This is a genomic window from Rhodoferax sp., from assembly GCF_028715765.1.
Classification (GTDB): domain Bacteria; phylum Pseudomonadota; class Gammaproteobacteria; order Burkholderiales; family Burkholderiaceae_C; genus Rhodoferax.
Map to the genome: position 1 here is coordinate 1 of NZ_JAQURE010000060.1, position 14,089 is coordinate 14,089.

14 protein-coding genes and 1 pseudogene are annotated in these 14,089 nt (G+C 59.9%); 12 read left to right on the forward strand and 3 right to left on the reverse strand.

All coding sequences use genetic code 11. The features are described from left to right. Positions 1-119: 119 nt before the first annotated feature. The 3 genes from PHT20_RS14900 to PHT20_RS14910 all read right to left on the reverse strand — a co-directional run bounded on the left by PHT20_RS14900 (position 120) and on the right by PHT20_RS14910 (position 3,120). Positions 120-599: a DUF494 domain-containing protein gene (locus tag PHT20_RS14900; RefSeq protein ID WP_301021136.1), complete on the reverse strand. Its 480-nt coding sequence runs from the start codon at positions 597-599 to the stop codon at positions 120-122. 82 nt (positions 600-681) lie between these two features. Beyond that, positions 682-1,944 (reverse strand): DNA-processing protein DprA, encoded by a 1,263-nt coding sequence (gene dprA / locus PHT20_RS14905; RefSeq protein WP_300081745.1) that lies wholly within the window; start codon positions 1,942-1,944, stop codon positions 682-684. A gap of 15 nt (positions 1,945-1,959) precedes the next feature. Continuing rightward, positions 1,960-3,120, reverse strand: coding sequence for a LysM domain-containing protein (locus PHT20_RS14910; RefSeq protein WP_300081797.1), 1,161 nt, complete (start codon positions 3,118-3,120; stop codon positions 1,960-1,962). A gap of 187 nt (positions 3,121-3,307) precedes the next feature. Here PHT20_RS14910 and def point away from each other — a divergent pair, with 187 nt between their 5' ends. From def to PHT20_RS14970, 12 genes and pseudogenes are all read left to right on the forward strand, one after another. Continuing rightward, entirely contained in the window at positions 3,308-3,817 is a 510-nt protein-coding gene (def, locus tag PHT20_RS14915; protein ID WP_300081748.1) for a peptide deformylase, read from the forward strand. Continuing rightward, the gene (fmt, locus tag PHT20_RS14920; RefSeq protein WP_300081751.1) at positions 3,814-4,773 is read left to right on the forward strand and encodes a methionyl-tRNA formyltransferase; all 960 of its coding nucleotides are present in this window, start codon (positions 3,814-3,816) and stop codon (positions 4,771-4,773) included. The genes def and fmt overlap by 4 nt, the downstream gene beginning before the upstream one ends. A 67-nt stretch (positions 4,774-4,840) precedes the next feature. After that, entirely contained in the window at positions 4,841-5,587 is a 747-nt protein-coding gene (locus PHT20_RS14925) for an AzlC family ABC transporter permease (protein WP_300081754.1), read from the forward strand. After that, the gene (locus PHT20_RS14930) at positions 5,584-5,946 is read left to right on the forward strand and encodes an AzlD domain-containing protein (protein WP_300081757.1); all 363 of its coding nucleotides are present in this window, start codon (positions 5,584-5,586) and stop codon (positions 5,944-5,946) included. Before PHT20_RS14925 ends, PHT20_RS14930 begins: the two co-directional genes overlap by 4 nt. Before the next feature lie 74 nt (positions 5,947-6,020). Further along, positions 6,021-6,410, forward strand: coding sequence for a hypothetical protein (locus PHT20_RS14935; protein WP_300081760.1), 390 nt, complete (start codon positions 6,021-6,023; stop codon positions 6,408-6,410). A gap of 109 nt (positions 6,411-6,519) precedes the next feature. Next, the gene (locus tag PHT20_RS14940) at positions 6,520-6,903 is read left to right on the forward strand and encodes a response regulator (protein ID WP_300081763.1); all 384 of its coding nucleotides are present in this window, start codon (positions 6,520-6,522) and stop codon (positions 6,901-6,903) included. A 49-nt stretch (positions 6,904-6,952) separates the two neighbouring features. Further along, positions 6,953-8,479 carry a methyl-accepting chemotaxis protein gene (locus PHT20_RS14945; protein ID WP_300081766.1) on the forward strand — a complete coding sequence of 509 codons (1,527 nt, stop codon included), beginning with the start codon at positions 6,953-6,955 and terminating at the stop codon, positions 8,477-8,479. 55 nt (positions 8,480-8,534) lie between these two features. Next, positions 8,535-9,215, forward strand: a complete 681-nt coding sequence (locus tag PHT20_RS14950) for a hypothetical protein (protein WP_300081768.1) — start codon at positions 8,535-8,537, stop codon at positions 9,213-9,215. Positions 9,216-9,229: 14 nt separating this feature from the next. Further along, the gene (locus tag PHT20_RS14955) at positions 9,230-9,598 is read left to right on the forward strand and encodes a response regulator (protein WP_300081771.1); all 369 of its coding nucleotides are present in this window, start codon (positions 9,230-9,232) and stop codon (positions 9,596-9,598) included. A gap of 105 nt (positions 9,599-9,703) precedes the next feature. Next, positions 9,704-9,988: an STAS domain-containing protein gene (locus PHT20_RS14960; RefSeq protein ID WP_301021137.1), complete on the forward strand. Its 285-nt coding sequence runs from the start codon at positions 9,704-9,706 to the stop codon at positions 9,986-9,988. Positions 9,989-10,001: 13 nt separating this feature from the next. Next, entirely contained in the window at positions 10,002-12,251 is a 2,250-nt protein-coding gene (locus PHT20_RS14965; RefSeq protein ID WP_301021138.1) for a chemotaxis protein CheA, read from the forward strand. 150 nt (positions 12,252-12,401) lie between these two features. Then, positions 12,402-14,089, forward strand: a pseudogene (locus tag PHT20_RS14970) (hypothetical protein); the annotation flags it as partial.

Below are 14,089 nucleotides of genomic sequence, written 5' to 3' on the forward strand. Positions count from 1 at the left end.
GGCGTGCCAAGTTAGTTATCGGGATGCTCGCTCCCAAAGAATTTTCTCGGCATCGACCCCGTCACCTCCACCCTAGAGTTTCTTTCATCATCCGGGGCGTCGGCTTGGATTCATGACAGTTAGTGCGCCGTCCGCGCCGAAGGGTTGTCGCACAAATCGTCCAGCACCAGCGCGCTGGGCTCTTCGCCCAAGCTCCAGAAAACCATCAGCACCACCAGCTTAAATTCGTCCAGCGCCAAGGGGTCGGGTGCGCAAGCCAGCACCCGATCCATCACCAGCTCAAAACGCTGCATGGGCAGTGCATCCACCGACACCAAAAACAGCAAATAAGCCCAACTCTCTGGCGTCAGCCGCAGTTGCTCTGCGGGGGTCAACACCCGCATGGCGTTCGTGGTGAGTGCGTTGGGCAGGCACGCGGAGGCAGCGGTTGGGTGCCAACTCTGGCTGGCGCGCTTGAGCTCTTCCAGCCACAGCAGCGCGTTCACCACTTCGGTGTCGGCAAAGCCCAGTTGCCGCAACTGGCGCTGCAGCGTGGGCAAGGTGGGGCAGCTGTCACCCTGCCAGTAATGGTCGTAGACATAAGCGAGGACTTCAAACATGCAGCCACTGTAGCTGCGCCGCGTTGAGTTGATGCCTCGAAATAAGCCGTTTTTCTTCAGCCCTGTTCAAGAATGAGCGCTGCTATTGTGTGCCAGACAGCCGTTGGTACAAGCCGCCAGGTAAGCGCGCCACTTGGCCTTCAAGCTCCAGCCCCATCAGCTCGGCTTGCAGCTGCGCCGCATCCAGACCGCAGCGAGCTTGCAGGGCGTCCAGCCCCACCGGGTCAAAACCGAGGGCAGAGAGCAACCCGGAATTTATGTCATTGTGGCCTGTAGCGCCCTCCGAATAAGCGTCAGCAGCTATTGAATTTGATGCGCTTTGCAGCTGCAGCGGCCACTGCAGTTCTTCCAAAATATCTTGTGCCGACTCCACCAGCTTGGCGCCTTGCTTGATCAAGGCATGGCAGCCGCGTGACTGCGCTGCGTGAATCGAGCCCGGAATGGCAAACACTTCTTTGCCCTGCTCGGTGGTCAGCCGCGCGGTGATCAGTGAGCCCGATTTGAGTGCGGCTTCTACCACCAGCGTGCCGTTGGCCAGCCCGGCAATCAGCCGGTTGCGCTTGGGAAAGTTGGCCGTGATGGGCGGCGTGCCCAGCGGGTATTCACTCACCAGCACGCCATGGCGGGCAATGCGGTGCGCCAGCTCGCGGTGCGCCTTGGGGTAGACCCGGTCCAGCCCGGTGCCGACCACGGCCACCGTCAAACCCGTGGCGTCGTCTGCCGCGCCTTCCAGTGCACCGGCGTGGGCTGCCCCGTCCACGCCCAGCGCCATGCCGCTGACAATCGTCAGCCCCGCTTGCGCCATGGCTTTGGCAAAGCGGCGGGCGTTGTCGGCACCTTGCGGCGTGGGGTTGCGGCTGCCCACCACGGCCAGGCTGTGGAGCGGGTCAATGCCGCTGCCAGTGTGCTCGTCCGTGCTCTTTTCAATGCCAGAGACTTTATCTATTTTGAGAGCTGCTTGCGCAGTATCCACGGGTGCTAGAGGGCTATTTGGTATAAATTGTGCGGTACCCAGCAGGTACAGCATCAGCGGCGGGTCGTCCAGCCGCAACAGCGCCTGCGGGTAGCCGCTGTCCCCCAGTGCCAGCACCTGGTGACGCAGGCCGTGGGGGTTGTCTTGTTGTTGCCAATCCCAGGTGGTGTCGAGCAGGCTGGCCAGCTCGGGCGGCGCGCTGCGCAGTGCGCTGGCTTGGTTGCTGCTCACCACTTGCGTCAGGGCGCTGTGGGGCTGCTCGAAAATAGCTTGGGGCAAGCCAAAAGCGGCCAGCAGTTTGCGTGCTGTGCCGTTGCCCACACCCGGGGTCAGGGTCAGGCGCAGCCAGGCGGCCAGTTCATCGCGTTCCACGGGGGTGGGCGGGTGTCAGTTGGGGTTGACCAGATGGTCGCCAATTTTCACGCCGCTGGTGATGTCCAGCACCAGCGCGTAAGACACCCGCTCAAAAGTGCGAAACACCATCAGCAAGCCATTGCGCTCGTCGGGCAGTTTGATTTGCGGCAGGGTGGCGTCGGTCTTGTCAACCAGCCGGGCGCCATCTTGCAAAATGGCCAGCACATGGCCGCTTTCCATGCCGTCGCGCTTGCCACGGTTGATGGTGACCACTTGGTTTTGCGAGGCGTTGGCCACGGCGCTGCCGTACACCGACACAATGCGCGCGTCCACAGGTTGTGCTGGGGCGTGTGGCAGGTAGTTCTGGAATTCGCGCGGTGGCTCGGGCAGCAGGCGGTCGCCCACGCGCATTTCTTCTTTGGCCTCGATGATGTCAATCGTGGCGGGCACCACCTCGGTAACCGCTTTGCCATCTGGTCCGGTGCTGGTTTGGGTGGTTTCGCTGCGCACCAGGCTGGCCTTGCCCACATACTGGGCTTCATAGCCCAGCACCTCGGCCGTCAAGGGGTCTTTGAGTGGGGTGGCGTTGCGAAACACGCGGTAGAGCTTTTGCCGTTGTTGTGGGTCATCGGTGAGTTCGGCACCCGCGGCGCCGCGGGCGTAGGCACGGTCACCACGGGTCAGCAGCACCCGGCTGTCTTGCGCTGCCACAATGCGCGGCGCGCTGTTCAGGGTGAGCTCGTCCACAATCACCGGCTCGGCCAAAAACGGCTCAATGGTTTTGTTTTGCAAGGTGGGCAATGCGCTGCTGGCCAGGTTGTCGACCCGGGTGCGGGGCGACACTTTCACGGTGGGCAAATCGCCGCCAAAGGCCATACTGGCGGCCTGCATGCGCAAGCGGGCACGGCCTTCGCTGGTGTCTAAAAACAGCGTTTGACCGGGGTAGATCAAATGCGGGTTGCGGATGTCGGCCAGGTTCATGCCCCAAAGTTCGGGCCAGCGCCAGGCGGTGGTCAGAAACACATTGGAAATGCCCCACAAGGTGTCACCGGCTTTCACGCGGTAGCTGCTGGGGGCGTCGGCTTTCAGGGCATTGAGCGGCACACCGGCTTGCGCCACCTGGTTGGCTGTGGCGCGCTGCTGGTTGGAGATCGGATGCGTCTGGGCGCCAGCGGGCAGTGCTGCCAAGCTCATGGCCAGCGCGGTCAGGGTGAGGGTGGCCGCAAAAACAGGTGGAAGAGGTGTCGTCATGGTGAAGCGTGTCCTGTGAAGTCGCGTCAAATTGTGCGCCTGGGATATCAATTACAAAACGATTGTCACCCGTGGCACGCATGGGGACACGGGAAAATGGCGAAAATACCACCTTCTTTGAAATCACACCATGGCCTTACTCCCTATTCTTTGCTATCCCGACCCTAAATTGCACACCGTTGCCAAGCCCGTGGCGGTGGTGGATGCGCGCATCAAAACCCTGGTGGCCGACATGCTGGAGACCATGTACGAGGCCAAAGGCGTGGGGCTGGCCGCCACCCAGGTGGACGTGCATGAGCGGCTGATTGTGATTGATGTGTCAGAAGGGCGCGATGCCCCGCTGGTGTTGATCAACCCCACACTCATCTGGACCAGCCCCGAAACCCACCTGAACGAAGAAGGTTGCCTGTCGGTGCCCGGCATTTACGATGGCGTGCAGCGCCACGACCAGGTCAAGGCCGAAGCCCTGGACGGCGACGGCCAAAGCCGCCTGATCGAGGCCGACGGCCTGCTGGCGATGTGCATTCAGCACGAAATGGATCACCTGATGGGCAAGGTGTTTGTGGAATACCTGTCGCCCCTGAAACGCAACCGCATCAAAACCAAGCTGCGCAAAGCCCAGCGCGAGGCGCGCGAGTGAAGCTGGTCTTTGCGGGCACGCCCGAGTTTGCCGCCGTGGCGCTGGCGGCCTTGCTGGCGGCGGGGCATGAGGTGGTGCTGGTGCTGAGCCAGCCAGATCGCCCCGCGGGTCGGGGCATGAAGCTGCAGGCCTCACCGGTGAAACAGCTGGCGCTGGCCCACGGCATTGCCGTGGCGCAGCCGCGCAGTTTGCGGCTGGAGGGCAAGTTTGCAGACGAGGCCGCCACCGCGCAGCAGGTGTTGCAAGCGGCGCAGGCCGATGCCATGGTGGTGGCCGCTTATGGCCTGATCTTGCCGCCGTGGGTGCTGGCCACGCCCCGGCTGGGTTGCTTCAATATCCATGCCTCTTTGCTGCCGCGCTGGCGCGGTGCTGCGCCTATTCACCGTGCCATTGAAGCTGGCGATGCGCACACCGGCATCACCATCATGCAAATGGATGCCGGGTTGGACACCGGCGACATGCTGCTGTGCCACAGCTTGCCCATCACGCCCTTGGATACCAACGGCACGCTGCATGACCAGCTGGCGGCGCTGGGCGGGCAGATGATGGTGCGGGTGCTGGCACAGGCCGCGCAGCAGCAGCTCAAGCCCGTGCCGCAGCCCACGCAGGGCATCAGCTACGCCCACAAAATTGACAAGGCCGAGGCCGCCCTGAACTGGGCGCAACCGGCGCAGGCGATTGTCCAAAAAATTCATGCCTTCAACCCGTTCCCCGGTGCCACGACCCTGCTGGGCGGTGAGGTGTTGAAAATTTGGTCGGCGCAGGTGGCGCCAGGTGTGCCGGATGCTGCTGCAGTTTGTGGGCAAATTGTGGCTCTAACGCCCTCTGGTATTGCGCTAGCAGCTATGGATTCAATAGTTATGGTGACCGAGCTGCAGCGCCCGGGTGGCAAGCGGCTGAGTGCTGCAGATTTTTTGCGCGGCAACCCGCTGCAGCTCGGGCAGGTGTTGGGATGATGCACCGGCGTCAAGCCGCCAGGTTCCTCCCCAGCCTTGTCTCAGCTGGTGAAAGTGCTTGGCGCTGATGCAACAACTCTTGTTCCAGGCCCGGCAGTGGTGGCAGCACCCGGCGTTGCTGCGCGGCGTGCGTGAAATGGCATCGGTCTCGCCCGGCCTGGCGGCTTGGGGTTTGATGACTGGGGTGGCCATGGTCAAGTCGGGCATGAGCACGGTTGAAGCGGTGGCCATGAGCCTGTTGGTGTTTGCCGGCAGCTCGCAGTTGGCGGCCATGCCGTTGCTGGCAGTGGGCGCACCGGTGTGGGTGATTTTGTCCACCAGCTTTTGCGTCAATTTGCGTTTTGTGGTGTTCAGCGCCCACATGCGGCCGTACCTGATGCACCTGCCGCTGCGCTGGCGGCTGTTTCATGGCTACCTGACGGCGGACTTGAGCTATGTGCTGTTCACCCGCCATTACCCGCACCCGAGCCAAGACCCGCTGCAGCGGCGTGAGCAACTGGCCTACCTGAGTGGCGGCAGTTTGTTCAATTGGTTCAGTTGGCAAGCAGCCAGCTTGTTGGGCATTGCCCTGGCCAATGTGATACCGACCCATTGGGGGCTGGGCTTTGCCGGCATTTTGGCGCTGCTGGGGGTGGGCTGCTCGCTGGCTTCCAGTGCCCTGCGGCAGGTGTCGGCGGCGGTGGCGGGGTTGGCGGCCGTGGTGGCCTATGCCTTGCCGCTCAAGCTCAACATTGTGGTGGCCATTGCCAGCGCGGTGGCCTTTTGTTTGTTGCTGGAGGCAACTTGGCCCAAACGCCAAGATGAGGCGGCATGAACAGCCCGCTGCCAGACACTACTGACCTCTGGACGCTGGGCGTGATTGTGGGCTTGGCGCTGGTCACCGTGGTCACGCGCTGCTTCTTTTTCATGAGCAACCAGCCCTGGCATTTGCCGCACTGGGCGCAGCGCGGCTTGCAATATGCGCCGATTGCTGCGCTCGCGGCGGTGGTGGCGCCCGAGGTGGTGATGCTGCACGGGCAACTGGTGAGCAGTTGGCAAGATGCCCGCATTTACGCCGCATTGACCGGTGCCGCCTTCTTCTTTTGGCGCAAAGGCCAGGGTCAGGCCGTGCTGGGCACCATTGTGTCGGGCATGGCGGTGTACATGCCGCTGCACTTGGGCTGGGGCTGGTAGGGCTGATAAAACCACTCTTAGAATGAGATTTCACACATTTTTGTGAACTATTTCACTTGCTTTGAGGTAACGGTATGCCAGTTGATTCTGATTTGGCCTTGAAAGATGACACCCCCATGCCAGCAGTGAGCTACCTGGATGCGGTGCGCGGCGTGTCGATGATGGGCTCAGACACGTCTTTGCGCAAAATTCTCAGCACCGTCCATGCCAGCATGAGTGCCAGTTTGCCTGACATCACCCAAGCGCTGGCGCAGGCTGACGTGCCGCGAGCCAATGCGCTGCTGCATGCCATGAAAGGGTATTTACCCATTTTTGCAGTCGATGCGCTGGCTGAAGAAGTGACTGAAGTTGAATTCTTGAGTAAAACCGGCACGGCAGACGTGGTGGCGCCGCGCTACGCCCTGGTGGCACCCAAGCTGGCGCAGTTGCAAGATGAAATTGGCCGCTATTTGGCGACCACTTAAAGAGTTTTAGTCAGGGTAAAGCAGGTGAATTTGCTGCTAAGCTAGTTTGAAGTCGTTTGTTTAGGCACATGTGGGTAGACTTTGATGTCCGCTCTGATCAATCAAAATCATGAATCTCAATCTTGCTCGAATTTTGGTGGTGGATGACGATGAAGTCATGCGCACCTATGTGGTCAACAGTTTGCGCCGCTTGGGGGTGCAACAGATTGAAATCGCCACCGACGGTGTCACGGCGCTGCGTGCCATGGCAAGCTTCAAGCCTGATGTGGTGTTGACCGACATCCACATGGAACCCATGAACGGCCTGGCCTTTGTGCAGCAACTGCGCGGCCACAGCAACGCCTTGATCAAGGCCATGAAAGTCATTTTCATGAGCGCTGACGCCAGCCCCGCCACTTTCAATGAAGCCATGCCCCTGGGGGTGTATGGCTACATCGTCAAGCCGCCACGGCTTGACACCCTCAAGGCCAAGCTTGAATTGGCACTGAAGTAGCCGTTATGCTGACCCCTTGCTCCCCACGTCACATTTGCTGAGGCTCACCATGAACGTATTGGCTCCAGGTATTGCACTGCTCAAACCCTTGGGCGGGCGCACCCGTTTTCTGGTCATGCAAGTGCCCATGCTGCTGGCGCTGGCGGTGATCTTGCTGTTGCACCTGTTTGAATCAGACCACGCGCCTTTGAATGGCCGCCTGGTGGCCACGCTGGCGTTCTCGGGCTTGGTGCTTTGGGGTTACCTGCAGCAAGCTTTCTTCAGCATCACCCGGGGTGAGCGCGACCGCACTGCAGAGGCCATGCGAGCCACCGCCCAGGGCGACCTGACCAACGCCACCAGCTCAGGCGTCAAAACCCTGGGCAACTTCAGCAAACACCTCGACACCATGATCAGCAACATGTCCAGCATGGTGGCCAACATCCGCACCGCTGCGGTGATGTTGGGCGACACCGGTAAAAAGCTGGTGCAAGACACCCGCTCCCTGGCCGAACGCGCTGAAGCTCAAGGCCAGCACTTGCAACAAACCTCGTTGCACGTCAAGCACGTGAGCGAAACCGTGGCGCGCAATGCCCAGGCGGCGCAAGAGGTCAGCATGATGACCGCCAGCCTGCACACCGAGGCCGATGGCGCCGGCAAAATGATGACCCAGGCGATGCAAAGCATGGGGCCGCTGGAGGTCACGTCCAAACGCATGTCTGAGATCATTGGCGCCATTGACGGCATTGCCTTCCAAACCAATTTGTTGGCGCTCAATGCCGCGGTTGAGGCGGCGCGCGCTGGCGAGCAGGGGCGCGGCTTTGCCGTGGTAGCGGCTGAAGTGCGCAACCTGGCCAAGCGCAGTCAAAGTGCCGCGGCTGAAATTCGCGGCTTGATTGCCGAATCTGCCGCCCGCGTGGGTGACACCGTGGCCAACATTCGGCGCATCAACGAGACCATGGAGAGCCTGATCTCGGGCATTGGCGAAATTGCCATGAACGTCAACGTCATGGCCGAGGGCAGCGCCTCGCAAAGTGCGGCACTTGAAGAGGTGGTGCACGCGGTGGGCGACCTCGATGTGCTCACCCATGAAAACGCCGAGCTGGTCATCCGCGCCAGCTACAACTCAGACCGCATGATCGGGCAGGCGTCGACGCTGGAAATCTCGGTGGGCGACATTCGCCTGCGTCACGGCACTGCCGACCAGGCGCGCCAGCTGGTGTTTGATGCCCTGGTGCACATTCGCACGGCTGGCTTTGAGCAGGCGGTGCGCGATTTTCATGACCCCCAGGGCGGCTTCATTGACCGCGACATGTACATCTTTGTCTTTGACCGCGCCGGGTTTTATGTGGTGCACGGGTCGATGCCTGAAAAAGACGGCTCTGACCTGCGCGCCATTGCGGGGCTAGATGCTGACAAACTCATTGAAGATGCCTGGTATGAGTGTGACCAGGAGCAGGGTGGCTGGGTCACTTACACCATCACCAACCCGGTCACGCGCGACGTGCAAGCCAAGGCCTCGTATGTGATGCCGCTTGACGATGATCGGCTGATTGGCTGCGGTTGCTACCTCAACATGAGTTGGCTCAACGTGTAAAGCAGGCCAGTTATTTTTCTGCCACGCACAATTTCATTTTGTTTGGAAGCCAGTCATGACCTCAGTTGACATGTTTTCACCCGCTGCAGGCCAACCTGGCGCGGCTGAATTGCCCGCGCACAGTGCCGCAACGGCGCAGGCCTTGGTGGCGCTCAGTGCCAAGGTGCTGCCGGTGTGGGCACGCCAGCTGGCCAGCTCACGCAGCCAGTCTGAGACCGCCGTGGCCGAAATGCTGGCCGCCTTTGCCGAGTTGGGGCCGCACCTGGACATGGCGTCGCGCCAGTCCAAACAAGTGGCGGGTGCCTTGGCGCAAGGCGAAGATGGCATCACCCAGCTGGCACAAGCCTGCGAGCAGGTGCTGCAGCCGGTCATGTCGGGCTGCACGCCGCAAGCCCAGGCGGCCATGGCGCAGGTGCTGCGCATGATTCACGCCAGTGCCGACGCCCTGGAGCAAGTGGCCAAACCTTTTGTGCACGAGACCGAAGTGGTTAGCCAGCAAGTGGAACGCATGTACCGGGGCTTTCAGTACCAAGACCGCATCAGCCAAATGATGACGCTGCTGCACGAAGACATTGAGCGCTTGCAAGCGGCCATGCTGTCCCCCTCCCCTGATCTCAACGCCACCGACTGGCTGGCACGCCTGCAGTCCAGCTACGTGATGGCCGAGCAGCACCAATTGCATGCTGGAAGCACCGACCCCGGCGCTCCAGCAGATGATGAAACCACTTTTTTTTGATGAGGTAACAAGACATGGCACAAACCATATTGGTAATCGACGACTCGGCCAGCCTGCGACAGGTGGTGGCCATGGCGCTGCAAGGCGCAGGCTACGACGTGCTGCAAGCCGGTGACGGCCAGGCCGCATTGGCTTTGCTGGACGGCCGCAAAATTCACATGGCGGTGTGCGACGTGAACATGCCACGCATGAACGGCATTGAGTTTGTGAAAGCCGCCAAGGCGCTGCCCAATTACCGTTTTTTGCCGATTTTGATGCTCACCACAGAGAGCCAGGAGTCCAAAAAAGAAGAAGGCAAAGCCGCCGGTGCCAAGGCCTGGATGGTCAAGCCGTTTTCGCCAGCGTCGCTGCTCAACGCGGTCTCTAAGCTCTGCTTGCCTTAAACAGCGGCAAAGTCTCAAAAATAGAACGTTCACCCTCGGTGGGTGGTTGGGCATTTGTGTTGCCGCCGCCTGCGGGTGCAGTCACTTTGAATTCAGGAACCTGTCATGAGTCAAGCCTTTGAGCTCCCCGAGGAGATGACGATTTACAGCGCGGTCGAAACGCGCGACGCCCTGTTGGCCTGGGTCACCGCGCAAACGGCGGCGTCCAGCAAGGTGCTTGAAATCTCTGCCGCCAAAGTCAGTGAGATTGATGGCTCGGGGCTGCAACTGCTGGCCGCGCTCTCGCACATTGACCAACCCTGGAAATTGACCCAACCCACCGACGCCCTGGTGCAAGCCTGTGCCACGCTGGGGCTGGGCGACTGGTTGGCAGAGCAAACCGCCGCTTGAAAGGACACGCCCCATGAAAAACGCCACCGATGCCGACCGCGATTTCATCGCCGCTGCCATGCCCGCTTTCATCAGCGAGGCGGGTGAGCAAACCGAAGCCATCGAAACCCTGCTGCTGGAGCTGGAAGAGCAGCCCGATGACCGTGAGCTGCTCGACAGCCTGTTTCGCTGTGCCCACACCGTCAAAGGCTCGGCTGGTATTTTTGGCTTGAACAAGGTGGTGGAATTCACCCACCATGTGGAGACCTTGCTTGACCAACTGCGTGAAGGCAAGATCAACCTGACCCCGGCACTGAGCACCCTGCTGCTGGAGTGCAATGACCAGATCAAGTTTTTGGTCGACACCGCCAGCGATGAGTCGGCTGACACGCCCGATCAAAAAGACTTGCGTGCCGACCTGGTCATCCAACTCCAAGCCATCACCGAAAGTCAACCGGTCCCCGCTATTGATTCAAAAACAGTAGCTACTCATGCAGGTGATAAAAGCGCTACAGGCCAAAAAGATACTCAATCAGCCAGCCCGGCAACGGCCGCTGAGCCAGGCCTCACGGTGTGGCAGATCTCTGCCCGCTTTGGCCAGGAAACTTTTCGCAACGGCATGGATCCGCTCTCGATTGCCAAATACCTCAAAGGCTTGGGCAGCGTCAAATCCATGCACTGTGGCATTGACCATGTGCCTGCGCTGGTCAACCTGAACCCTGAGACCTGTTACCTCAGCTTTGACATGGCGCTGGAGTCTGCTGCCGGGCGCGATGAGATTGAAGGTGCGTTCAGCTTTGTTCTCGACGACTGCGAGCTGGATGTGAAAGAGCCAGAGAGCCCCGAGCAACTGCTGGTGCGCGCCATTGAAGCCATGCCAGCCGCGCCACGTTTGGGCGACATGCTGGTGTCGGTCGGCGCAGTCAGCCAAACCCAGCTCACTGAGGTGCTACTCAATCAAGAGCAGTCCACGCCATCCAAATCAGGTGAAAAGGCCAAATTGGGTGATCTTCTGGAGGCCAAGGCCGGGGTTGCGCCGGCGGTGGTGGAAGCCGCTTTGACCAAGCAGCAAAAAACCAAAGAATCCACGGGTGGCGAAGAAAACCGCTTCATTCGGGTGCAGGCCGACCGCCTGGATGCGGTCATCAACCTGTTGGGCGAGCTGGTGATTGCCGGGGCGGGTGCCAATTTGCTGGCGCGTGAAACCCGCAATGTGGCGCTGATCGAGGCCAACCTGCACATGAACAGCCTGATTGAAGAAATCCGCAACGGCACGCTCGGCTTGCGCATGGTGCCGGTGGGCGAGACCTTCAGCCGCTTCCGTCGGGTGGTGCGCGACACTGCCAGCAGCCTGGGCAAAGAGGTCAATTTTGAGATTGTGGGTGGCGAGGCCGAGCTTGACAAATCCATGGTCGAGAAAATTGCCGACCCGCTGATGCACCTGGTGCGCAACTCGCTAGACCACGGCCTGGAGCCACCACCCGAGCGCATTGCTGCGGGCAAAACCCCAGCAGGCAAGCTCACGCTGAGCGCCAAACACGAAACCGGCGCCATTTTGATTCGCATTGAAGACGATGGCCGCGGCATCAACCGCGAGCGGGTGCTGCAGCGCGCCTGGAACAAAGGCTTGATCGAGCAAGGCGTGGTGCCCTCAGACGATGTCATCAATATGATGATTTTTGAGCCTGGCTTTAGCACTGCCGAGCAGGTCACCAACCTGTCTGGCCGTGGCGTGGGCATGGACGTGGTCAAGCGCAACATTGAGGCACTGCGTGGCAACCTCAAGCTCAACAGCCGCCCCGGCCAAGGCTTGCAGGTGGACATTCGGCTGCCGCTCACACTGGCCATCATTGACGGCTTTTTGGTGGGTGTGGGCAAGGCCAAATTTGTGTTGCCGCTGGGTTCGGTGGTGGAAGTCATCGAAGCCGGTGGCCAGCATGTGCGGGTCGACAAAAACGGCCGCCATGTGGTGGAACTGCGCGGCAACGTGTTGCCAGTGGTGCGCCTGCGCACCCTCTACAGCGTGGAGTCGACCCTGCCCGAGCGCACCAGCGTGGTGGTGGTGAATGCGCCCAAGGGCAAATACGGCATTGAGGTCGAGGTGCTGATGGGACAGCAGCAAACCGTCATCAAACCGCTGGGGCGCTTGTTCAAAACCCTGCGTGGCATCTCGGGCTCCAGCATTTTGGGCAGTGGCGAGGTGGCGCTGATTCTGGACGTGGGCTCGCTGGGTGACTTGGTTACCGCTGACCTCGGCCCCAACGCTGTGCGAGTGGGTGCATGACCACTGGGCAGCCTTAACAAATGAACCGCAACAACATGCACATTGGTGCTGGTTTGAACCGGCTTTGGGTGTGCTCTTAGTCTCGCTGCTGGCGGAATATGGGCAACTTCAATTCGCATGAATCAAATTGATCAACAAGGGAACTTCATGATGCATTCAAAATCTCACGCTTCCGCTACGGATGCCACGGTCAAAGGTCTTTGGGGCCCCGGTATGCGTCTGATGGCCAATTTGCAGTTTGGTGGCAAAGCCACCTTGATTTGCCTGATGTTTCTCTTGCCCATTGTTTTGTTTGGGTATTTCTTTGCCGCGAGCCAGCGTGATCAGATGGCCTTTACTGCGCAAGAGCGTCAGGGGGTGGTGGCGTTACGTCAATTTATTCCGGTTTACTCTGCTGTGCTGCAAGCCCGTAACGCGACGCGAGCCTCTTTGGGCGGCTTCGATGGGCAAGCCGCCTACCGCGCCGCACGTTCCAATACCGATGCAGCTTTGCAGGCCTTTGATAAATACATCACCCTCTCTGAGGATCAGCTCAAGCTCAAACCCGAATTCGACAAACTCAAAGCCGCTTGGGATGTCACAGCCAAGGCGGTCAATGGTGTGGATGCAGAAGGCCGAACGGTGTTTGGCCCGGTGTCGAAATCGGTCGCTGAGTTGCTTGTGTTGGTGGGGGACAACTCCAACCTGGTGCTTGACCCGGATATTGACAGTTTTTACATGATCAACACCATGGCACTCACCATGCCAAGTCTGGCTGAAGACATTGGCCAGCTGTGGGGTTGGGGCACTTTCACATTGGCCAAGCAAAGCCTCTCCGTGGCTGAGGAAAAACGTTATGCCGTTTGGGCTGCGGGCGTGGAGGCCGGCATCAGACAAGTCAGAGCCTATATGCAGCGATCATTTGCAGCCAACCCAACTCTTAAAGAGCAGTTGGACATGGCGGTATGGGATGACGCACTTGCTTTTTATTCAATGGCCAAGGATCCGCAATTGCTGCTGAGTCAAAAGCAATTCACCGCAGCCCAGTTTTACGACAAGGGGCAAGCCGCCCTGTTGCGAACACAGTCTTTTTATGACAAAGGCTTGGATGCCCTGGATGGCATTTTGTTAGCCCGGTCTGCGGTGATGCAGCAGCGTCTGGTGGTTGCTGCAAGCGTGGGCTTGCTGGCAATTGCGCTGGCAGCCTATCTTTTTTATGCCTTTTATCTTGTTACCAGTGGTGGGCTGAAAAGGGCAAATCGCCATTTGCAAAAAATTGCGGAAGGTGATCTGTCGGAGATGCCTGCAGCGCCACAGGGGTGTGACGAATCCGCTCAGGTGTTGACCGCATTGCGTGCCATGCAGTCTGTTTTGACTCAATTTCAACTCGCACAGGCAGATTTAGCACACCAGCACGAGGCGGGTGCACTCGACTTCAAAATGTCAGATCAAGGCCTGCCCGGTGCCTACGGGCAAATGGCGCAGTCCATCAACACCCTGGTGCAAACGCACATCGCAGTGAAGATGAAAGTGGTGGAAGTGGTGCAAGGCTATGCAAATGGCAATCTTGACGTGCAAATGGAGCGCCTGCCCGGTCAAAAAGCGCGCATCAGCGCCGCCATGGACCAAGTCCAAGCGGCCATGAAAGACGCTGCCACCGCCGCTGCCTTCAACGAACGCATCCGCTTGAGCCTGGACAGCCTGCCGGTGTGCGTGACCGTGTCAGACGCGCAAGCCCTGCTGGTACACGCCACGCCCCCGGCCAAAGAGCTGCTCAAACTCTTTGGCGGCAGCACGTTTGATGCCGACAAGTTCTACGGCAACAAACTCTCAAGCCTCTTCAAAGACCCCGCCGACGC

Coding starts and splice junctions, on each gene's coding strand:
- PHT20_RS14960 (WP_301021137.1), top strand. CDS start 9,704: ATGAGTCAAGCCTTTGAGCTCCCCGAGGAGATGACGATTTACAGCGCG.
- PHT20_RS14925 (WP_300081754.1), top strand. CDS start 4,841: ATGCAACAACTCTTGTTCCAGGCCCGGCAGTGGTGGCAGCACCCGGCG.
- PHT20_RS14940 (WP_300081763.1), top strand. CDS start 6,520: ATGAATCTCAATCTTGCTCGAATTTTGGTGGTGGATGACGATGAAGTC.
- PHT20_RS14935 (WP_300081760.1), top strand. CDS start 6,021: ATGCCAGTTGATTCTGATTTGGCCTTGAAAGATGACACCCCCATGCCA.
- PHT20_RS14910 (WP_300081797.1), bottom strand. CDS start 3,120: ATGAGCTTGGCAGCACTGCCCGCTGGCGCCCAGACGCATCCGATCTCC.
- PHT20_RS14945 (WP_300081766.1), top strand. CDS start 6,953: ATGAACGTATTGGCTCCAGGTATTGCACTGCTCAAACCCTTGGGCGGG.
- PHT20_RS14955 (WP_300081771.1), top strand. CDS start 9,230: ATGGCACAAACCATATTGGTAATCGACGACTCGGCCAGCCTGCGACAG.
- PHT20_RS14965 (WP_301021138.1), top strand. CDS start 10,002: ATGAAAAACGCCACCGATGCCGACCGCGATTTCATCGCCGCTGCCATG.
- PHT20_RS14930 (WP_300081757.1), top strand. CDS start 5,584: ATGAACAGCCCGCTGCCAGACACTACTGACCTCTGGACGCTGGGCGTG.
- PHT20_RS14950 (WP_300081768.1), top strand. CDS start 8,535: ATGACCTCAGTTGACATGTTTTCACCCGCTGCAGGCCAACCTGGCGCG.
- PHT20_RS14900 (WP_301021136.1), bottom strand. CDS start 599: ATGTTTGAAGTCCTCGCTTATGTCTACGACCATTACTGGCAGGGTGAC.
- def (WP_300081748.1), top strand. CDS start 3,308: ATGGCCTTACTCCCTATTCTTTGCTATCCCGACCCTAAATTGCACACC.